Source organism: Rhodopirellula europaea 6C, from assembly GCF_000338295.1.
Taxonomy (GTDB): domain Bacteria; phylum Planctomycetota; class Planctomycetia; order Pirellulales; family Pirellulaceae; genus Rhodopirellula; species Rhodopirellula europaea.
On sequence record NZ_ANMO01000272.1, the window covers coordinates 29,878 to 51,327 of the forward strand.

Here is a 21,450-nt window from a genome sequence, read left to right on the forward strand (position 1 = left end):
CCATTTGGTGCGGTGATTCCGGAGCGGTTAGACTTAAGCCGGAGGATAACCGATGGCTTCCGAGCATTCACTCTTCAAAAATTCCGATCGAGATACGCTTGCAAATCTTGATCGAGCGAGACTGAACCGACTACTGCGAGTGGCAACCGCCATGACCATCGTGCTCGGCGTGAGTGTTTTGATTCAGTTGCTGATTCCATACCGCGGTTACTTCCCCGCCAACCTGCAAGACTCCGTGTTTTTGTCCGCACATCGAGGTCACTTTCACGGTTGGTATCGGTTCGCGTTCTACGTCCACATTGTTGCCGGACCAATCGCATTGGTTCAAGGTGCGGCGCTGTTCTTCAGCGGATCTCGGCGGAAACGCATTCCACCGTGGCACCGTGTTATCGGCCGCGTGCAAGCCGCAGTGGTTCTGTTTTTTCTGTTCCCCAGCGGTTTGGTGATGGCCCAGTACGCCATGGCCGGTCCAACCGCTGAAGCAGCCTTCACGCTGTTGTCATTGGCAACAGCGGTCACGATGGCAATGGCAATCCGCAGTGCGATGGTTGGGCGAATGACCCAACATCGTCTTTGGGCAGCTCGTTGCTTTTTGTTGCTGTGTTCACCCTTGCTGCATCGAGTGGTGGTGGGGTTCACGATCGTCACGGGTACCGAAACGGATTTCGCACACCGTCTTATCGCCTGGACCAGTTGGTTGGTCCCATGGTTCCTTTTCGAAGTCGGGAGAAAATGTCATGACGCTGCACACCGCGAAACCAAGACGTCACGCCTTCACACTGCTTGAACTTCTTGTGGTCATCATCATCCTCGGTGTCTTGGCTGGCTTGCTGATGCCCGCGATGCGCACGACCGGCGAAGCATCCAGAAGGATGATGTGCAGCAACAACTTCAAACAGATCGGGCTTGGCCTTCACAATTATCACTCTGCCTACAAACACCTTCCTTCCGCTCAAGGAGGCACACTTCGAGGGCCATCCGAACGCGATGGCAACTCTCGACGACTCAGTGGCTTGGTGGCGTTGCTTCCGTTTATGGAGCAACCCGAGCTATGGCAAACCATTTCTAACCCCGCTGAGTTCAACGGAATGCTGTACCCGCCAATGGGCCCGGCGCCCTGGGTCGAAACTTACGAACCTTGGACCACGCAGATTCAAACCTATCAGTGTCCCGCTTCACCGGCCGGTCCTGAGCCATTTGGATTGACGAGCTATGCGTTTTGCGTCGGCGACCAAGTTGACCTGCTCAACACCGAGCACTCGTCGACAAGAACAGTGCGAGGCATTTTCGCAGGGGCGCATATCCCAAACTTCCGAACGATCACTGATGGACTGACCAATACGATTGCGATGTGTGAAATCGGCCATGATTCGGGTGACGGCCATATAATTGGACAAACGGCAATTGGGCAGAGCATAGGAATTCTTCAGTCTCCCAGTCGATGCAAAGAGACCCTGGATGTGGATCGTCCCAATTTCTACGAACCATCGGTCCAACTCGCCAGCGTCGGGCGGGGCGGTCGGTGGGCAGATGGAGCTTCGGCAATTGCCGCCGTCAACACAATTCTGCCACCCAATTCGCCAAGCTGTTCCGTCGGAACGCGATTGACCGCCCCAGGCATCTATTCGGCCGGCAGCTTTCATCAAGGTGGAGCACATGTGTTGATGGCCGATGGCGCGGTCAAATTCATCACCGAATCGATCGACCATGGCGACTCAACCGCCGCGGTCGTTCTAACGACGGAATCCGATGAGACGACCTCCGCCAACGCTTCCGAAACGGCTGGCGTTGCCGATGACAACTCTTCCAAGCAAACCGCCTCGGAATCACCTACCTCAATCTTTCACCCAGAAAGCCCGTATGGTGTCTGGGGTGCACTTGGGACCGCTCGCAGCCAGGAATTGGCGACCACCGAATTTTGATTCAGGAAACCGTTTGGCAACAAAACAGCAGCCTTCTCCATCGATGAAGCAATCCGATACGCTGGATGACATGAGTCCCGCGAGAGATGGCTATCCCGAAAGTGCTGAGCCCCTGCGTCATCGAATGATGTTGGTTCAGGATGCCGTCAGCGATTGCCCCTACATCGATGGCGAACCGGCTCGTATGCCGCTGTACTTCCCAACGCCACCACGCCGTAGCGAAGACACCGACACGCTGCTGGCCGCGGGCTTTCGTCGTAGCAGCCAATTCGTCTATCACACGAATTGTCCAAATTGCCGTGCTTGCCAACCAACTCGCTTGCTAGCGGATGAGTTCCAGCTGACCAAATCACTGCGTCGTGTCCTGAAGAAGGCGGAGCGTGAACTGACCTGGAGTTGGCAAACCCCGCGAGTCGACGCTGATCGTGTTCGTCTTTACAACGACCATCGCAACCTCCGTGGTTTGGCCCAAGATGGCGACATCAGCGCATCGGACTACGAAACGTTTTTGATCGCGACGTGCTGGCCAACGCTCGAGCTTGAGATCCGACACCAAGACCAATTGGTCGGCATATCAATCATGGACATCGGTCGACAAAGCATCAGTGCGGTGTATACCCACTTTGATCCGATCGCATCCAAATTCAGCTTGGGCACGTTCGCGGTGCTGCAGCAAATTCAGTGGGCCAAAGACAACGGTCGCACCTGGGTCTACTTGGGTTTGTATGTCGCTGAGAACCCGCACCTGAATTACAAATCTCGTTTCGTACCACAAGAACGTTTGATCGACGGGCAATGGCGTGTCTGCTTGGAGTAGACTCTGGCGTCACACATCCATTCCCCACGCTGTGAGTAGAAACCTTGACGATTTGGTGGTTGGTCGCGCTCGCCGTGACGATGGTGCTGGTCTCGATCCTCGCGTTTCGACTGCATCCGTTTCTGGCGTTGCTATCGACGGCAATCATGGTTGCGATGCTAACCACGCCGGCTCAATTGTCATCGTTCGCATCGGCAAGATTGGCCGAAGGCAAATTCACTGACGCCGAAGCCACCGCCTTCGTGGGCCAATCCGCGTCGGCACGAGTCGCAGATGCCTTCGGCGCGACCGCCGGTTCCATTGGAATCGTGATCGCGTTGGCCAGCGTTATCGGCGGATTGCTGATGCAGTCCGGTGCGGCGGCAAAAATCGTCGACACCATGCTTCGCTGGACCGGGGAACAACGTGCTCCCGAAGCAATGGCTGCGGCGTCGTTTGTGCTGGGCATTCCCGTGTTCTTCGACACGGTTTTCTACCTGATGCTTCCGCTGGCTCGATCCTTGCGACGCAAAACCGGCAAGAACTACGTGTTGTTCATCCTGGCCATTTTGGCGGGTGGATCGATCACGCACTCGTTGATCCCGCCCACGCCCGGCCCACTTCAGGTTGCCGCTTTTCTGGAAGTCGAAATCGGTGCGATGTTGATCGCCGGTCTCGGCATCGGCAGCATCACCAGCGTGATTGCATTGGCAGCGGCTAGAGTCATCAATCACTTTGTCGACCTGCCACTTCGCAACGAAGATGGCGAGGAGATTCGCCCCGAAACGCAGCGTCTGGCATCAGCCGGCGATCAATCAACGGAGATCCCACCCAAGCCGCCGTTGTGGCTGTCGCTATTCCCGATCGCTTTGCCAGTGGTTCTGATCGCGTTGGGTTCGACCATCAAATCCATTTACGGAAGCGAAGCCGTCGCGGAATCGGAACTGCTGGGCTGGATCCTTCGCTTGGGCGACAAAAACCTCGCGTTGGGTTTGGGTTGCCTCGTCGCTTTTGGATTGATCCGCTGGGTTCCCAACGATCAACGACGCAAAGTGGTTTCGGCTGCGATCGCGTCCGCCGGATCCATCATCCTGATCACCGCCGCGGGCGGGGCGATGGGCAAAATGCTTTACCAAGCCGGTATCGCAGAAGTCGTCGGCTCCATCGCAAAGGGATTCCCGGGGCTTTGGTTGCTTCCGCTGGCGTTCCTCGTGACAACCGCGATCCGAACAATCCAAGGCTCGGCGACCATCGCGATGATCACTTCGGCCAGCATTCTGCAATCGCTGGCAACAAGCGGCGAGCTTCCGTTTCACCCGGTCTACTTGGCGATGGCGATCGGTGCGGGAAGCAAACCAATCTCATGGATGACCGACAGCGCGTTTTGGATCATCTCCGAAATGACGGGCATGACCGAAAAAGAAGCCTTGCGAACCATCTCTCCCATGAGTGCCGCATTGGGTGTTTCGGCATTGCTGGTCACCGTGGTTGCCGCGGCGATCTTTCCCGCCGTGTGACCTCATTTTGATGGCGAAACAACAGCCAGCTCACCCAACGAAGGCACAGATGTACCGATGAACGGTTTCAAATTTCCAGTCGAGCGATTTTAATGAGACGTTCCGATTTGCCCAAAAATTGCTAGCAACGAACGTTCATGGATACAACCCAACCCGATTTGATCAACGCCTCCCACTCGGAGAACTCCGTTCCAACTGCCAGCAACGACGCTGGATCGCCGTCGAAGTCAGATGCACCTGCGATGAGCAAAAGTGAGCGAATTCGCCGCTACATCCAGGCTCATCCCGAGGCTCGAAACACGGAAATCGTTGCCGCTTTGGAAGAACACGGCATCAAATACCAGGACGTCGGGAACGTTCGCTCGCAGGAAAAACGCAAGGCGGCAAAGAAGTCCGCTCCGTCGAAACGCCGCCGCCAAGCCGCCGCGGCCCCGGAACCGGCAGCGACGCCAAACCCACCGTCCGTACCTACCCCCACTTCGGGTGCTGTCAGCATGGAAACGCTGCAGGCAGGTGCTGAATTCGTGAAGCAAGCTGGTGGAATCGACCAAGCCGAGGCAATTCTCGCCCTGATTCGGCAAATTCGATCCGCTTGAGCCCACCACGCAGCCACCGAGATGGACGCTCGGCACCCCTCTTTCGGGCCGCATTTAGATTTGTCGGTCAATCCGCGTCGCGACTTCGAATGATTCAACGTCTGAATACGGCGACTTTGCCAAGAAAGACGCTGTGAAACTAGCGAAGGCCATCGATTGTGAGGGGCTTCGACAGCCCGAAACCCCCGAAAAACATTGACTCTGCTAGATAATTCAGTAGTCTACAAGTCCCCCCTGCGATCAGCATTTTCGACAGTTCCTACGATCGCTCCCACCTCCCACCGAATCAAAGCCGCTGGTTTCACCGCCACCGAGCTTCCAGCCTCATGAACAATGCATTGAACTTCCCAAAGCGATGGGTCGCTTTGGACGAATGTTTCTCAGGCCGCGATGCGTCCGCAGGTCTGAAGACCAAGCGTCATCGCAGCGTCTCGAGCAAACGACGGGTTCGAGCTTCGCTGGTTCTGGCCGTGCTGGCCGGCGCGTGCATGGGCACTGGCACCGCAGCACCGAACATTCGTCCATGTTCAGCCGACGAAGTTGTCGACGTCACCCCTGCCGATTCGGTCGAACAACCAAACGTTGATTCGCAAACAGCGGAAACCTTGCGGTTCTCGTTCAACGGCGTTCCATGGCGTGAAGTGATCCAGTGGCTGGCCGATGAAGCGGACCTAGCCTTGCACATCAGTGAGTTGCCATCGGGCAGCTTCACCTACACCGACAACAGCGAGTTCACCGTTCAAGAAGCGATTGACCGAGTCAATCTGTTTCTGATCTCGGAAGGCTTCACGTTGGTTCGCAGCGGTCGCTTGCTTTCGGTCATCGATTTGACCGACCCGCGCGGAGTCCAACAGCTTGAAACGTTGGCCGAGTTCGTCGACGCCGAACAACTCGCCGACAGAAAACCACACGACGTCGTCAAATGCATTTTCTCACTCGGTGAGATCGATGGAGAAGACGCTGTTCAAGAATTGTCGGCGCTGAACTTGATGACCAGTCCCACGGTCCTCAACAAAACCAACCAACTGATCGTTACCGATTCCGTCGCGAAACTGAGAAGCGTTCAACGAGTTCTGTCGGCGTTCAAATTGGACGAAATGGACAACGGCACGATCGTCCAATCGTTCCAGTTGCAACACGTTACCGCGGACGACGTGCTGACGGTTGCTCGACCGCACTTGGGCCTGGCGACGGATGAGATGATCGGCATTGATGTCAGCCTGTCGGCTGATCTAGGTGGTAACAGCATCTTCGTCACCGGCATCGAAGACAAAGTGAAGCTACTAGAAGGTTTGGTCAAAGCGGTCGATCAACCCGACTCTGCCAAGGCCACTTCGAACGAATCGATGCAACTTCGGTCTTACCTCGTTCCCGGCGGAAACGTTCGGACGGTCTACAACGTCTTGCAAACACTGCTTTCCGGCAAAACTGTTCGTCTTTCGATGGACGATGACGCGGGCACGATCGTCGCTTTGGCTTCGGCTGAAACCCAAGCAGAAATCAGCCAGACCGTGTCAGAACTGCGAGCCGCCGATGATGAGTTCGAAGTCATCCAACTGAAGTCCGTCGATCCATCCTACGCGATCAGCTTGATCGATCAGATGTTGGACTTGCCTGACGAGTACGCCGATCCAGACGACATCGATCCGGACACCCCTCGAATCGACGCTGACCCGGGCAATCGCCGACTCTTCGTTCGAGGCAAACGTCATCGCATCGACCAAATTAAAACCATCGTCGAAGGACTCGAAAAAGGCGGTGGGGCAAGCGACGCCGAGCAAATTCGCGTGCTTCCGTTCAAAGGCAAAAACGCGGAACGCTTGCTGGAGACCGGCGCCAAGTTTTGGCAATCGACGAATCCGGTGATCCTCTATCCAGGACACCAATCCGATTCGCCAAATGTCCTTGAACGCGTCCCCAACGAAGACAAAAGTGACGCGTCTGAAAGCTCTGATCCCGGACCTGACCACAAGGCCCTCGAACTGACCAGCAAACGCAGCCTGACCGACGAACCCACCGAAGCTCGCTTGCTGACAACCGTTACACGTTCGCGATCCGAGCCGATCACTTGCCAAATCACGTCACGTGGGTTGATCCTGCAATCCGAAGACACCACGGCCCTCAATGAGTTTGAGCAACATTTACGTTCGCTCGGCACATCGATGCAGCCTGCGTCATCTCCCCCCATCGCATTCTACCTGCAACACATTCGTCCAGACGACGCCCTGCGAATGCTGGCTGAGTTGCTTGAGGGTGGAGAGGCAGCCAAGGAAGGCGAAGCTGGAACGCTGATCAATGGAACCATGACTTCGGTTTCATCCGGCGGCTACCTTGGCAGCTTCCTGACCACTCGTGACGGAACGATGACGTTGCTGTTTGGCTCCATCACGATCGTTTCCGATTCGCGTTTGAATCGCTTGATCGCTCAGGGATCCTCCGACGACATCGACTTGATCGAAAACTATCTCAAGATCATCGACAAAGACCGCAGCATCACGACGGTTCAAACCTACGGCACTTCCCGCGTCATCGAACTCAAGCACACCCGTGCGGAGGATGTTGCGGAAGCCGTTCAAGCAGCCTACGCCGGTCGTATGGCCGAAGGACCGGGCAAAGCCAATGCGGCAGCCGGTGGTGGAAACGATGCCGATGCACGCGACGCGGCGCGCAATGGCGACAACCGCGGCAATTCAAAGAATCCACCCAAGAAATCGGCCTCCCAAGCGGCTCGTGACTTGGAACCGAAGATGACCGTCGCCGTTCACGAAGCCAGCAATTCCTTGATCGTGACCGCACCTCAGCAACTGTTTGCCGAAGTGGAAACGCTCGTTCAAACGATCGATTCGCGTGGCGAACAAGCGGTCGAAGTCATCATTCCCAGCAGCGATGAAGTCATGGGCGAAGTGCTGCAACAAGTGCTTGGTGCGTCGACGATCACTAGCCGGCGACCGACCACATCTTCATCCCGCGATCGTTCGCGAGACCGAGGAGGACGATGATGCGATTCCACTGGAACGTCACCATGTCCTCTTCGTTCATCAAGTCATTGCGTCGCACCGTTCTTCGAGCCGCTCTGCCGGTCTCGATGGCAGCCATGGCCGCTGCCGTGGTGTCGGACGGCAACGTCGCCCGCGCACAATCGGGGCTTCGCGAATCGTTGGAAAGACTCGATCGCGATCAAGACGGCGATATTGAACCAGAAGAAATCACGGCACTCGCTCGGCCCTATCTCGAACGTGTGGCCGAAGCGCGCCGAATGGACCTGAACCGGGACAACTCGGTCGAGCGTTGGCAGGAAGCGGTGCGTATTTATCACGCATTGCAGAACGGCACTTCTTCACGAGAGGTCGACCCCGAAAGCGAAATCACTGTGCGACCTTTCGGTCCAATGGACGATGAACCGATGGTTCCCGAGTTCGGGCTGGGTGAGATGAAGTTCCAGTACACGGCCGCCGACTATCGCCAAGCCGAGCGCACTTTATCGCGAAGTGATCGCAATCGAGATGGATTCCTTGACCGACGTGAAGTGGAACGAGCAGATTGGCGATACCGGGATCCATTCGAAGAAGACTACGACGGTGACAATCGACTCAGCGTCATCGAATTGGCCCAACGCTACGCTCGACGGCGTCTGCTTTCGAATGCATCGGGTGAACTGATCAAGAAACGCCGACGAGTGGGTAGCGAGGTCCGCGAGACAGAACGGCCCAGCCGCGAAGATGAGTCACGTTACTGGCGTCGCGATCGGCGCTACTACCTCGCTTCGACCGTGATGGAACGATTTGACAAGAATCGCAACGGGCGGCTGGAAGCAAGCGAGACCGTCGCGATGGGCATCCCCTTCGGTCGCATTGACCTCGACCGAGACGGCGAGATTTCTCGCGGCGAACTCAACGACCACCTCATTCAAGTTCAAGAACAAGAAGACCAGGACGCAGAAGGCTTGCCACCGTGGTTCTTCGAACGCGACGAAGACGGTGATCAACAGATCTCCATGCCCGAATTCACCTCCGAATGGACCCCTGAATTGCTGGCTGAGTTTGAATCTTACGACCAGAATGCGGATGGGCTGCTAACCAAAAGCGAGCTTGCAGGATCGACCGCTTTAATGGGCGGCAACTACCGAAACGAAACCGCTTCTGCTCTACCACCTCGCAAAACAGTCGTCTCCGAAATCTTCATCGAGGAAGATTATGTGATCGCGGACGTAAACGTGCAGCTCTCAATCACACACACTCACGATGAAGCACTCGATGCTTATTTGATCGGTCCCGATGAAACGAAGATCGAACTCTTCTCCGGTGTCGGCGGGCACGACGATCACTTCGACCGAACACGATTCGATGACGACGCACGACTGCCGATCACAAAGGCTCGCCCACCATTCGAAGGAACGTTCATTCCCGAAGGCCGCCTCAAGAATCAACCTAGCCTCAGCTCTTTCAATGGAAAAAGCGTTCAAGGCACTTGGCAATTGGTCATCGCGGGGACACGCAGCGAACGCTTTGGATTGCTGCACAACTGGAGTCTCGACATCACGCCGGACACGTCGAAGCCCTGAAGACTGAAAACTCAGGATCTAGTCGGCCGTGCGACCGACTTCCAAGTTGGTGAAGAACGCTGCCATCGACGGACTTCGAAGTCCATCGTACGGTCATTCAAACCGGAAGTTGCTTTGAGGGACACGTTAGAAGCTTCGCTTTGACGGGTCATCAACTGCGTAAGCTTCGATCTCGAATGGGTTGCCTCGATACGCATCGCGGCCCATCAGCTTTAACACCAACGAAGCACCTAGATAGGCGGGCAAGAAGAAGGGACCCCAGCGTTCATACTGCCGCACGTGAACACGCTCATGTCTGCGAGTTCGTTCCAGGTCCGCGATCGTGCACCCAAGCACCACATGGCCGAGCGTCATGGCTGCGGCGGGAACAGGCATCGATCGCAGGCCCCGGGCAATCCAGCGTCCGTGAATTTCAGCGACCCCCGAAACCCACACGACACGCCCTCCTAACAACAATCCGATTGTCACTCCGATTAGTGTGTTGGGAGCGGCCCATAAATACCGCAACCAAACCAATTACTTATCGAACCACTTCTTGATAGCGTGAAGTGTCGTCGCTCGCCCTGCACGTGCGATGGAAGTTGTCAGTGGAATTTCTTTAGGACAAACTGCGACACAGTTTTGAGCGTTCCCGCAGGCTGCCAAACCACCGGGTCCCTCCAATGCGTCCAGTCGCTCGCCGGCCAACGATTTTCCGGTGGGATGGTTGTTGAACAACATCGCCTGGGAAATCGCATGAGGACCGACAAACGCCTCGGAGTAAGCCTGGCGTTTGCGAGCCTCGAATTCCTCTTCCGTTTCATCGGACTTTTGCGTCAGCTCGATCTTGTTGTATTGAGGGCATGCTTCGACGCAACAACCGCAGCTCATACACTGGCTGAGTGGGTAGTTACGTTCTTGGTCTTCCCGCAGGATCCGCTCGCCGGCACCCATGTTGTAGTAGCTGTCGACTGGCACCCAAGCTTTGACTCGCTCCAAGCCTTGGAACAACCGAGCCCGGTCGACGACGAGGTCACGAACGACGGGGAATTTGCTCATCGGCTCCAAAACGATTTCATCAGCATTGTCCACAAGCAAACGATCGACCAACGCACTGCAGCTTTGACGGACTCGGCCGTTGATAACCATTGTGCATGATCCGCAAACCTCTTCCAGGCAACCACAATCCCAGGCTACAGGAGTCACCTTCTTGCCGTCGCGGTTGGTCGACTGAGCCGCGATCCGTTGAAGAACGCTGATCACGTTCATCTCTGGCTCATATTTGATCTTGTGCAGCTCCCAATACGGCGATTCGCCGGGAGCGTCCTGACGGCGCACGCGAACGTTGATGAACTCGGGTCGTTTCTTTTTCGAAGGTTCGAGAGCAATCATCGGAGCAAGAATTCAAAAAGTGGTTGAGAGGCAGTGTGGTGAACAGAGCGATCGTCGGAGTCGCAGGGATTGAAAATTGAAGGAGAACTCAGTTGGCTCCCACCAACCCCGTGCCCGATTTCGATTGAGCCAACTTCTTGGCGGCCCGTTCGTTCCAAACTTCTTCGATCGCCTCGGCACCCACCAATCCATACAAACGCGGACGCGGTGGGATCAACGATGTATCAACATTTTCGTAAGCGAGATCCGGTTGGTTCGTGCTGGCGTTCCAGGTTGCAACCGTGGTCTTGAGATACTTCTCATTGTTGGCTTCAAACTCATCGCACCATGCTTCGGCTTGGCGACGACGCTCAACGGGATCCTCGGAAGTCAACGATGGCTTCTTGAAGTCAGGCTTGAAGTGAGCCCCACGGCACTCGTCTCGCTGCAAAGCTCCCTTGAGCAGGGCTTTTGCCAGTGGGAACATGTCTTGCAATGACTTCGCGAAAATGACGTTTTGGTTGGTCCACGAACCTGTGTCGGCCAATGAAACCTTCATCGCTCGCTCGTGCAGTTCGTCGACCTTCTTGATCGCTTCTTCCAGTTGGTCATTGCGACGAACCACGGTGGCAACGCGGGTCATCAAATCGCCCAGCTCTTGGTGAATCAGGTATGGATTCTCGTCGCTTCCCGCATTTCCGTTGAGCAGGTGGTCGTGCCGGTCTTGCTGCGTTTTCACGGCGGCATCAAGCAGCGATTGAGGCACATCGTCCGCCCCCGACTGCTGAGATGCCGAGTAGTTCATGATCGAAGAACCGGTGAACAAACCGGTAAAAATGCACGACAGCAATGAGTTCGCACCCAATCGGTTTGCACCGTGATAGTGGTAATCGCATTCGCCAATGGCATATAGACCGTCGATGCTGGTCATGTGATTGCGAGGTGCTCCGGCTTCCATCCCGCCATCTTCGCTTCTCACATAATCCGCCCACAATCCACCCATGCTGTAGTGAACGGCTGGGAAAATCTTCATGGGTTCGTCGCGTGGGTCGACGCCTTGGAACTTCTCGTAGATTTCCAAGATGCCACCGAGTTTGCGATCCAGCTCGTGACGCGGAATGTGCGTCAAATCGAGGTACACGCACATGCGATCATCTTCGACACTGAGCCCTTCATTGACACAGATATCAAAGATCTCACGCGTCGCGATGTCGCGTGGAACCAAGTTCCCGTATTCGGGATAGCGTTCTTCCAAGAAGTAGTAGCGATCCGCTTCGGGAATGTCGCGAGGACCGCGAGAATCCTGAGGGGTGCGTGGAACCCAAACGCGTCCGCCTTCACCACGAGCCGATTCGCTCATCAAACGCAGCTTGTCAGCACCAGGGATGGCCGTTGGGTGCACCTGAATGAATTCCGCGTTGGCGTACTTGGCACCGTTTTGGAAACAACGGCTCGCGGCACTGCCCGTACAGAACACGCTCATCGTGCTGCGTCCGTAGATCAGGCCGCATCCGCCCGTCGCAACCACGACAGCGTCCGCAGGAAATGATTTGATTTCCATCGATACCATGTCTTGAGCAACCACCCCACGACAGCGGCCGGTTTCATCTTGGATAGGTCCAAGAAAGTCCCAAAATTCGAACTTGCGAACGTTGCCTTCGGCTTCTTGGCGACGCACTTGTTCGTCCAACGCATACAACAACTGTTGCCCGGTGGTCGCACCCGCGAAAGCGGTTCGTTTGTAGAGGGTTCCACCAAACCGACGTCGGTCAATAAAACCTTCGCCGGTACGGTTAAACGGCACGCCCAAGCGGTCCATCAGCTCGATGACCTTGGGTGCCCAGTAAGCCATCTCTTTGACGGGCGGTTGGTGATTCAAAAAGTCACCCCCGTAAACCGTGTCGTCGAGGTGTTTCCACTCATCGTCGCCCAGTTGCCGCGTCGCGTCGTTGCAGCTGTTGATGCCGCCCTGAGCGCAAACGCTGTGCGATCGTTTGACCGGGGTCAAACTGATCAAATCGACTTGAGCGCCCAGCTCGGTCAACTTCATCGTCGACGCCAAACCGGCCAAACCACCCCCGACGACAACCACGCGGGTAGGCGAGTTGGATTGTGCCATGGAATGTTTCCTTTAAAGAATCAAAATGGGTGGGTGCAAACTTATTCGGTGATTGAGTCGTCGTCGGAGTTGGGTTCATTCCCCAGTTCCTCGACGTCGACCTGCGTTCGTTTCTCGGGCATGTCGTAAGCCAACCCGGTTTCCTTGGCCGCTTCGTACATGATGTTTTCATCGGCTCGGGCCTGAGCGATGTCTTCGGCGTCCATTCGGACTGCACCCCACCAGGCCGCCGTCCCAATAACCGCCAAAACGACACCGAAGGCCACACAAACTTTGGTAGCTCGCTGCTGAGCATGTGGCGAAACCCAAAATCCCCAGGTGATTCCAGCGGTCCAGATGCCGTTGGCCAAGTGATAAACTGTCGCCAAGACACCCGCCAGGTAAAACGCTGGCCAGACATAGCCCTGCATCGCTTCGCCAAGTGACGAAGCAGCGTTGTAAGGGTCAAAGCTCGCAAACCCAAGCGGCTCGACGATTGCCAGCCAAAATCCAGCATGGAACCAACCGTGCAGGTGCAAAACGTGCGTCATCAAGAAAACGAAGGCGATCAAACCAGTCCAGCGTTGCCACACATAACGGCGGTTACCGGTGAATTGATAATTGCCAAGGTTTGACTTGCCCGTCCTGATGATCCAAACGCCCAAAATCGCGTGGAACAACAACGGGGCAAAAATGCCTCCCCATTCCACCACGGGCAGCAAATTCCCGAGGCTATGGATCATAAACACCGCCCGTTGGAACGTTTCCGTCCCATTGAGCAGGCTGGCGTTGGTGGTCAAGTGAATGACCATGTAAACGCCCAGCGGCACAATCCCGGTCAGCGAGTGCAGTCGTCGAATGGCGAATTCGTGACGCAGGAAAAACGATTGCGAACGAGTGAGTTCAGACACGTGGGTCCAGGTCTTCTTGAGGTGGAAACTGGCCAATCGTAGAACCGTCGTTCACCGTTTGAGATAACGCAACAACGCGTCCATCGTATCGGTTCCATCGGCTCCACCATCGGAGTTTACGCCTTGCGGACGGTTCAGCCTAGAGAGCCGCGGGAATCGTTCCCCACAACTGCGACCATCTGTCGCTGAAGTGTCCTCCTGACAACGTCGGTGCTTTCCTCGCTTGCGATCAAACCGCCAGTTGGGTCCAGAAGCCTGAAAATGCGGATAGTCGCAGAATGCCTGCCCGTAAAACGCTTTGGTGGGCATCGAGCACCACGTGGGCAGTCGAAACGACGCCGATATGCGAGGTACCAAGTGATTATTTCGTGAATTGATTTCTTCTTTCGAATCATTGGGACTCGACTTTTGATGTCAGTGGTTATCCTGACACCGAACACGTTGACCTTCGTTTGGCCCGATGGACCACCCTGTTGATCACTTTTTTGCCCACTCAATCGTCCGCCGTTTTGCCTCCTCGCCGCCGGCGAACGGAGTCCCCTTCACGATCTGAAGTGACGGTTGCGCCCGCGAAAGCGGCGGCTGAACACCGCGCAACCCGGTCAGTTCGTTCGATCTTCATCAGCGACGTTCATCTCGGTCTTCGCCACGCCCAAGTCGACCGGCTGCTTGCCTTTCTCAACAGCCACTCACCTGAACACTTGTATCTAGTTGGTGATTTCATTGACGCCCGCGTGTTGCACATGCAGCCGTATTGGCCGCCAATTTATGACCGCTTGCTGAATCGGTTGGCCGAACTCGCCGCGGAAGGCACGGCAATTTGTTACACGCCGGGAAATCATGACGACTACCTGCGGCATGTGGACTGGCCCCATACCGCCGAGTCGGATGACGTGACCATCGGCGAGCAATTCGTTCACGAAACCTTCGATGGCCGCCGCATCGTGGTCCTGCACGGTGACCAATTCGATAAAGTCGAGCGCCAAGCCCATTGGCTCTCACTGATCGGCACGTTCCTGTACACGATTTTGCTGACCGCTGACCGAGCGATCAACCGCGTGTTGAAATGGTTGCGAATGAAGCCTCGGCGGATCAGCCGTTATTTGAAACAGACCACAAAACGCATGGTTCAGTGGGTCAGCGGATTCAAATCAAAAGTCCGCCAGCACGCTTGCGAAAATGATTGCGACGCAATCGTTTGCGGCCACATTCACATTCCAACCGTACGACGACTCAGCCCCACGTCGGACAATCCCAATGCCAAGCGTCCTTTGTATTTCAACCTGGGCGACTGGGTCGAAAACGCCACTGCGATGGTTGAGTACGGAAACGGAGAACTGGAACTGATCGATTTCGACCAACCCGATCGAGTCCCCCCGGCATCCGCCAAATCTCAATCCCAAGCCACTGACCAACTCACCCCCAAAGCCGCCGCCATCAAACGCCACCTCTTCACCGGCATGGGGTGAGCGGGGACTCACACGATCGTTTGATGCGTTCAGGTTGACGTGATAGATCTTCACCACCGTTCTGTGCGCGGGTTCTAAGACCGAACCCACGACACAATTCCAGTTGCATCATCACCCTTTCAGCAAAGCTCAGGAATGGTCGCACAAGAGCCTGATTAGGTGGAGGCTTTCATTCGGGACTGGATCTCTGAAATGACGTCGTCGATTTTGACTCGGGTTTGTTCCAGGGTGTCTCGGTCGCGGATGGTGACCGTTTTGTCCGTCAGCGAATCGCCATCGACGGTGATGCAGTACGGCGTTCCAGCCTCGTCCTGACGACGGTAACGTCGACCCACCGCACCCTTGGCGTCGTAGAAGACGTTGTAGTGCTCTTTGAGCGCACCGTAGATCTCTTGCGCGACTTCCGGCATCCCGTCCTTCTTCACGAGCGGGAATACGGCGGCTTTGATCGGTGCCAAACGTGGGTCCAATTTCATGACCGTTCGAGTTTGCATCTTGCCGTTTTCGTCGGGCGCTTCGTCTTCCGTGTACGCTTCGCAGAGGAACGCGAGTGCAGCACGGTCCGCACCTGCGGAAGGCTCGATCACGTGCGGCACGAATTTCTCGTTCGTGATGTCGTCGCGGTAGGCAAGGTCTTTGCCGCTGCCGCGATGCTTCGGCTTGCCGTGCTCGTTCAGTTCGACGGTCATCGGATTGGTTGCCGGATCCAGCTTGCCTTCCATGTGGCTGCGAAGGTCGAAATCGCCGCGGTGCGCGATACCTTCCAATTCGCCATATTCACCTTCGGGAAGGAAGGGGAACGCGTACTCGATGTCGGCGGTTCCGACGCTGTAGTGAGCCAGTTCCTCGGTGTGGTGCTCCCGCATGATTAGCGATTCGCTGGACAAACCGAGTTTGGTGTACCAAGCCATTCGGCGATCACGCCAATAGCGGTACCACTCCTGCGACTGATTTGGGTGGCAGAAGAATTCGATCTCCATCTGCTCGAACTCACGCGAACGGAACGTGAAGTTTCGCGGAGTGATTTCGTTGCGGAAGCTCTTGCCGACCTGGCCAATTCCAAATGGGATGCGAACGCGAGAACTGTCGACGACGTTCTTGAAGTTGACGAAAATGCCTTGCGCGGTTTCCGGACGCAAGAATGTCGTGTCTTCCTCGCCACCCAAAGCACCCAAGGTGGTCTTGAACATCAAGTTGAATTCGCGGGGCTCGGTCAGTGTTCCGAGTGTCTTCGCATCGGGAGCGAGGACGTTGTCGGTCGAATCGAGCTTGTCCAGCGTTAGCGATTCTTTTTCGACGGTCAGTTCATCCGCGTTTTTGGGACGAAGCTTGAAAAACTTCATGCCACGGCGTCGCACTTCGTCTTCTTCTTGCTCGATCTCAGCAAGCGTTGAAACAAAGATCTTGGTGCCTTGGTATTCCACAAAACGACCACGGACTTGGTCAAAGCGATATCGTTTCTTCGATTCGCGGCAATCCACCATGTGATCGTGGAAAAGATCGTAGTGGCCGCTGCACTTCCAAACCTGCGGGTGCATGATGATCGTGCAATCCAGCCCCACCATCTCGAACGTTGATGGAGCACCGGCGGGCGACACCAATTCGTTGTGCCCGGAGATCATGTCGTGCCACCACGCATCTTTCAGATTGCGTTTTAGCTCCACGCCCAACGGTCCGTAGTCCCAGAAGCCTTGGACACCGCCGTAAATTTCGCTGGATTGAAAAAGAAAACCGCGTCGTTTGCACAACGACACCAAGGCGTCCATTGATTTCATGAGAATCGGGCAGGCAATCGAGGAGTGAAGGGAAATCCAACCCAACATTGTCCCCAAATTCGTTCGCTAGCCTATCCCACTGGTCCAAACGCGAAGAACCGTGAATCTGCCCTGAGTTGACAGCGTTTGGAACGAAAAACCGCCGAAATCCCGGGAGATTTCAAACCGGAATTCAATAGCGGGACGAGCCGAATCCGGCCGGAGTGGCCATTTGCGTGCCGCCCGCATTGAACGATGCCGCGTCGCGGGTCGAGTTGATTTGACGGCTGAGTGCCGCCACTCGTTCGCTGACCATCGCACCGTTGGGGCCCAAAACGCCTCCACCCAGGGCGAGAGCACGCTGGTAATTCTGCAATGCCTGAACAGGATCGTTGCTGGCCTCTCTCAAACGAGCCAGTGCCAACCACGCTCGAGCGTTGTTGGCGTCTTGTTGCACGGCGTCTTCCAGGTACTTCAGTGCGGTTTGTGGCTCGCCGTGCTCTTCATAGAGGCGCGCCAATTCGATGCGTGGCTCGGCCAGGGCTGGATTTTGGGCCGCCCAGTTCTTCAGCAGAGTGAAGGCTCGGTCGGGACGGCCGGAATCAACCAGCAATACCGCCAATCCGCGATGACAGTCGACGTGATTGGGATCGTGATCCAGACATTGATTGTAAAGGGCTTCGCTTTGGCGGATCAGATTGGGATCTTGTCGCTGATTTCCCAATCGATGCGTCGTGGCGGCCAAGTTGTAGTAGCCGTCCGAGTCGGTTGGATCCGAAGCAATCGCTTTCTGAAATTGCTCCATCGCCGCCGTGTATTGTCCTTGGTTGTACAGAGCCGCACCTTGCGTGTTCTGACTTCCGGCGGCCCATTGGCACCCGGTCATCGTGGCGAAAATCGTTCCCGCGATCAGGGAGGCGGTCAAACAACTCCAAATGGTCAATCGACTTTGCCGAACGGGCTCAGTTGCCGATCCCGCCGCCGCGTTGTCATTTGGATTGAAAATCCGCAAACCGTTCGGGTTCGTTGTGGTCGCGTCATTGGCATGCAACGGCTTGCCGACCGAAACCGGGGAGGCGGACGAAAGATAAGAATCGTTGCGAAGAGCAGGGCTGGGCATCGTTAGCGACTGGGTGCTGGAGCCATTCGGAAAACGCGCAGGTTGAACACTAACGCGCGTCATGCAGCCCTGTACTAGTCCTTTCTGACGAACCGTCGCAAGACCGACGATTCACGTTGCGTCAATTTGTGGGTTGCCGCTACAAGGAAGGCACCCACGGTCTCGCCCCGCACCCCGACACACGTCACGAAAAAAGGATTTTTCAAATGGCGTCTTCCAACGGATTGTCACTGCAAGAAATCGCCGATCTCGTCGGTGGTCAATTGCTCGACTTCAGCGACTGCACCACTGACGAGGCCAATGCGTCGGACGGTGCCGTTCAAGGAAAATCCCCGAGCGTTGAAATCTCCTCCACAATTTGCACGGGTGCTGCTCCGCCGGCCGAAGCGGGACCTCAACAAATCACGCTGATCGACCAAGCCAACCACGCGGGCCAATTGGCTGACAGCCAAGCCTTCGCGGTGATCGCACCCGAATACGTGGCAGCCTCCCCGATTCGCTTGCAGATTTTGGTCGATGATCCCCACGCAGCGTTCACGAAACTGGTCAGCCACTACCGTCCGGCACTTGGCGAGACAATGCCGGTCAGCGGAATCGATCCGACAGCCAAGGTGGATCCAACCAGCCAAGTGCATCCCTCGGCCAACATCGGTGCGAATGTCGAAATCGGTCCCGGTTGCACCATCGCACCGGGAGTCAACATTGGGGCGGGGTGCCAAATCGGTGCGGACAGCACGCTTCATCCCAACGTGACTCTGTATGCCTACTGCCAACTTGGCGAGCGTGTCACGCTGCATGCCGGCACCGTCGTGGGAGCCCACGGCTTTGGATACAAAATGGTCGACGGTCGCCACATCCCAACGGCACAACTCGGCTATGTCGTGATCGAAAACGATGTGGAAGTCGGCGCCAGCTCAACGATCGACCGTGGCACTTATGGTGCGACACGAATCGGTGAAGGCACCAAGATCGACAACCAAGTCATGATCGCGCACAACTGCCAAATTGGTCGACACAACTTGTTGTGCAGCCAAGTCGGAATCGCAGGCAGCTGCACAACCGGGGACTATGTCGTCTTGGCCGGCCAAGTCGGGCTGAAGGACCACATCGCATTGGCCGACGGAGTCATCGTCGGTGCTCAAGCCGGTGTGATGGATGACCTTGCTCCCAACCAAGTTTATTTAGGTTCGCCAGCAACACCGCAACGCGATCAAATGCAGATCATGGCCGTTCAACGCAAACTGCCGGAGATGCGTCGTGAACTGAAACGACTGACTCAACGAATCGGTCGGCTGAGTGAAGCTTTGGAAGAACAACCCGCCGACACCAACCAGCGCAAAGCGGCCTAATCAACTTAGGTTCCCGCATAGCTGCACTGCCATGACAAACGCTCTCCCAATGCGACACGCGGTTCACGATACCAGCGAAAGCCGGCCGCTTGATTGCGAATCAATTCTCCGCGACGTGCCCGATGGCGCGCCGGTTGGTTTGATCGCGGGGTGGGGACGTTTTCCAATCTGCGTTGCCGAAAAGCTGAAGGCACTCGGGCATCCGGTTCACTGCGTGGCTATCACCGGTCATGCGGGCGATGAGCTCAACGACATTTGTGAAAGCGTGCTTTGGTCAGGCGTGGGTCGTTTCGGAGGCCATCTTCGATACTTCAAACGCAATGACGTCGCGCATGTGACGATGGCAGGAAAACTCTTCAAGTCAGATTTGCTTTACAGTGGTTCGGTTTGGATTCGTCATACGCCGGACTGGACGTGTATCAAGACATTTTGGCCCTGCTTGTTTGGCGCTCGCCGAGACGCACGCGACGACAGATTGCTCGGTGCGGTGATCGACACCTATGAGAATCACGCGATGAAAATATGCTCCGCTACGGACTTAGCCCCTGAGTTGCTTGCCAAAACAGGACAACTGACTCGCCGTAAACCTTCATCAGTGATTCAGTCTGACATTTCTGCTGGATGGCAAATCGCGAAAACGATGGGTGGATTGGATATCGGACAAGCCATCACGATCAAAGATGGAACGATCATCGCAGTCGAGGCCATTGAAGGCACCGACGCGTGCATCGCACGAACTGGCGAACTATGTCGTCGCGGTGGTTGGACATTGGTCAAAGTCAGCAAACCAGATCAAGACATGCGGTTCGACGTGCCAACGATCGGGCCCCAAACGATTCAACGCGTTCATGAAGCAGGCGGAGCGGCGATCGCAATCGAAGCCGAAAAAACGATCCTGCTCGACAGCGAAGAAACCATCCAACTTGCCGACCGACTCGGGATCGCTTTGGTAGCGATGGCATCTGCTGATACCATGGAAGACCACCTGTCGTCTTCTCGAAAAGCAGCCTGAACCAGTGACCGAATCTCGTTGGTATTCCACGTCGCCTCCCGCCAAACTCAATCTCTTTCTCGAGCTCTTGGCACGTCGCGATGACGGTTTTCATGAACTGGATACCGTGATGGTCGCGATCGATTGGCGTGATGAACTTCGCGTTCGTCACACAACGGTTCCCGGCGTCCAACTGTCGGTTGATTGGACGGATGGACGAACTTCGGTTGCTGCAGAATTGCAAGTCGATGAAGACAACGAATTGCTGCTTGTCCCGACCGATGACAAAAATCTCGTCGTGCGTGCTCTCAATCGCCTCACCGAAACGTTGCGTTTAGAAGGCGGCTGGGAAGTTCAACTGAGCAAAAACATTCCAAGTGGGGCGGGAATGGGTGGCGCCAGCAGTGATGCGGCTTCGGCTTTGAAATTGGGATGGGCCGCCGCATGCGAGACACAATCTGATCTGTCGGCAACGCTTAAGAACGAAACGCTGCTTTCCTTGGCCGCGGAAATTGGAAGTGATGTCCCATTTTTCTTAGGTGATCTGGAAGCCGATCGTGTTGTCCAATGCGCGCATGCAACGGGACGCGGTGAGAAATTGAAGTTCTTCACATTAGCCAATCCGCTGCACGCAGTCGTGATTTACCCCGCGGCGAGTATTTCGACCGCACAAGTCTATTCAAGGTGCCAAGTCCCCGATTCTCCCCAATCTAGCAACGATTTACTGCGTGCTTTGCAAGGAATCACAGCGGAATCCGAGTTTTCATTGCATAACGCCTTGCAAGCGCCCGCACGCGGGCTTTCATCGCGCATCGATCCCGCCCTAGAATGTCTGTCGAAGGCTGGACTGACACATTGCCACATGACGGGCAGCGGTTCGGCTTGCTTCGCTTTGGCAGACTCGTCGCAACAAGCAGCAATCGCTGCGGAAACTTTGCGTTCGACTTTTCCGGGCGGCGCATTGATCCGAGCGGTTATGAGTTATGTGGTGCCGTCGGAGATCCACATCGCATAGG

17 protein-coding genes are annotated in these 21,450 nt (G+C 55.9%); 11 read left to right on the forward strand and 6 right to left on the reverse strand.

Translation table 11 applies throughout. From position 1 onward, the window contains the following. Positions 1 to 139 precede the first annotated feature (139 nt). The 7 genes from RE6C_RS28970 (at position 140) to RE6C_RS29000 (ending at position 9,392) form a co-directional block, all read left to right on the forward strand. Entirely contained in the window at positions 140 to 787 is a 648-nt protein-coding gene (locus RE6C_RS28970) for a DUF2306 domain-containing protein (protein WP_236618606.1), read from the forward strand. Next, entirely contained in the window at positions 738 to 1,922 is a 1,185-nt protein-coding gene (locus tag RE6C_RS28975) for a DUF1559 domain-containing protein (RefSeq protein ID WP_081605792.1), read from the forward strand. Before RE6C_RS28970 ends, RE6C_RS28975 begins: the two co-directional genes overlap by 50 nt. A 43-nt stretch (positions 1,923 to 1,965) precedes the next feature. Continuing rightward, entirely contained in the window at positions 1,966 to 2,739 is a 774-nt protein-coding gene (locus tag RE6C_RS28980; RefSeq protein WP_008662558.1) for an arginyltransferase, read from the forward strand. Between the two features lie 44 nt (positions 2,740 to 2,783). Continuing rightward, positions 2,784 to 4,235, forward strand: coding sequence for a GntP family permease (locus RE6C_RS28985; protein WP_008662560.1), 1,452 nt, complete (start codon positions 2,784 to 2,786; stop codon positions 4,233 to 4,235). 137 nt (positions 4,236 to 4,372) lie between these two features. Continuing rightward, positions 4,373 to 4,831 carry a hypothetical protein gene (locus RE6C_RS28990; protein ID WP_008662561.1) on the forward strand — a complete coding sequence of 153 codons (459 nt, stop codon included), beginning with the start codon at positions 4,373 to 4,375 and terminating at the stop codon, positions 4,829 to 4,831. A 326-nt stretch (positions 4,832 to 5,157) separates the two neighbouring features. Continuing rightward, positions 5,158 to 7,830, forward strand: coding sequence for a secretin N-terminal domain-containing protein (locus RE6C_RS28995; protein WP_008662562.1), 2,673 nt, complete (start codon positions 5,158 to 5,160; stop codon positions 7,828 to 7,830). Then, on the forward strand, positions 7,827 to 9,392 hold the full coding sequence (locus RE6C_RS29000) for a proprotein convertase P-domain-containing protein (protein WP_008662564.1): 1,566 nt from the start codon (positions 7,827 to 7,829) through the stop codon (positions 9,390 to 9,392). Before RE6C_RS28995 ends, RE6C_RS29000 begins: the two co-directional genes overlap by 4 nt. Positions 9,393 to 9,518: 126 nt before the next feature. Here the strand turns inward: RE6C_RS29000 and RE6C_RS33370 are convergent, their stop codons facing one another. From RE6C_RS33370 to RE6C_RS29020, 4 genes are all read right to left on the reverse strand, one after another. Beyond that, positions 9,519 to 9,908: a hypothetical protein gene (locus RE6C_RS33370; RefSeq protein WP_039963835.1), complete on the reverse strand. Its 390-nt coding sequence runs from the start codon at positions 9,906 to 9,908 to the stop codon at positions 9,519 to 9,521. Next, on the reverse strand, positions 9,909 to 10,763 hold the full coding sequence (sdhB, locus tag RE6C_RS29010) for a succinate dehydrogenase iron-sulfur subunit (RefSeq protein ID WP_008662566.1): 855 nt from the start codon (positions 10,761 to 10,763) through the stop codon (positions 9,909 to 9,911). Positions 10,764 to 10,851: 88 nt separating this feature from the next. Then, positions 10,852 to 12,861: a succinate dehydrogenase flavoprotein subunit gene (gene sdhA, locus RE6C_RS29015; protein ID WP_039963836.1), complete on the reverse strand. Its 2,010-nt coding sequence runs from the start codon at positions 12,859 to 12,861 to the stop codon at positions 10,852 to 10,854. Between the two features lie 41 nt (positions 12,862 to 12,902). Further along, the gene (locus tag RE6C_RS29020; protein WP_008662570.1) at positions 12,903 to 13,751 is read right to left on the reverse strand and encodes a succinate dehydrogenase cytochrome b558 subunit; all 849 of its coding nucleotides are present in this window, start codon (positions 13,749 to 13,751) and stop codon (positions 12,903 to 12,905) included. Between the two features lie 554 nt (positions 13,752 to 14,305). Between RE6C_RS29020 and RE6C_RS29030 the strand changes: the two genes are divergently transcribed. Continuing rightward, on the forward strand, positions 14,306 to 15,220 hold the full coding sequence (locus RE6C_RS29030; protein WP_008662572.1) for a UDP-2,3-diacylglucosamine diphosphatase: 915 nt from the start codon (positions 14,306 to 14,308) through the stop codon (positions 15,218 to 15,220). Between the two features lie 155 nt (positions 15,221 to 15,375). Here RE6C_RS29030 and RE6C_RS29035 read toward each other — a convergent pair whose 3' ends face one another. Continuing rightward, positions 15,376 to 16,986, reverse strand: coding sequence for a glycine--tRNA ligase (locus tag RE6C_RS29035; RefSeq protein ID WP_039963852.1), 1,611 nt, complete (start codon positions 16,984 to 16,986; stop codon positions 15,376 to 15,378). A 181-nt stretch (positions 16,987 to 17,167) separates the two neighbouring features. Next, the gene (locus RE6C_RS29040; protein ID WP_008662575.1) at positions 17,168 to 18,094 is read right to left on the reverse strand and encodes a tetratricopeptide repeat protein; all 927 of its coding nucleotides are present in this window, start codon (positions 18,092 to 18,094) and stop codon (positions 17,168 to 17,170) included. 206 nt (positions 18,095 to 18,300) lie between these two features. Here RE6C_RS29040 and lpxD point away from each other — a divergent pair, with 206 nt between their 5' ends. From lpxD to ispE, 3 genes are read left to right on the forward strand one after another with little or no spacing between them, the layout of a single operon-like run. Continuing rightward, entirely contained in the window at positions 18,301 to 19,443 is a 1,143-nt protein-coding gene (gene lpxD, locus RE6C_RS29045; RefSeq protein WP_008662576.1) for a UDP-3-O-(3-hydroxymyristoyl)glucosamine N-acyltransferase, read from the forward strand. Positions 19,444 to 19,492: 49 nt separating this feature from the next. Continuing rightward, the gene (locus RE6C_RS29050) at positions 19,493 to 20,455 is read left to right on the forward strand and encodes an LpxI family protein (protein WP_008662579.1); all 963 of its coding nucleotides are present in this window, start codon (positions 19,493 to 19,495) and stop codon (positions 20,453 to 20,455) included. A gap of 4 nt (positions 20,456 to 20,459) precedes the next feature. Next, a complete protein-coding gene (gene ispE / locus RE6C_RS29055) occupies positions 20,460 to 21,449 on the forward strand; it encodes a 4-(cytidine 5'-diphospho)-2-C-methyl-D-erythritol kinase (RefSeq protein ID WP_008662582.1) in 990 nt (329 codons plus the stop codon). The last annotated feature ends 1 nt before the right edge of the window (position 21,450 follow it).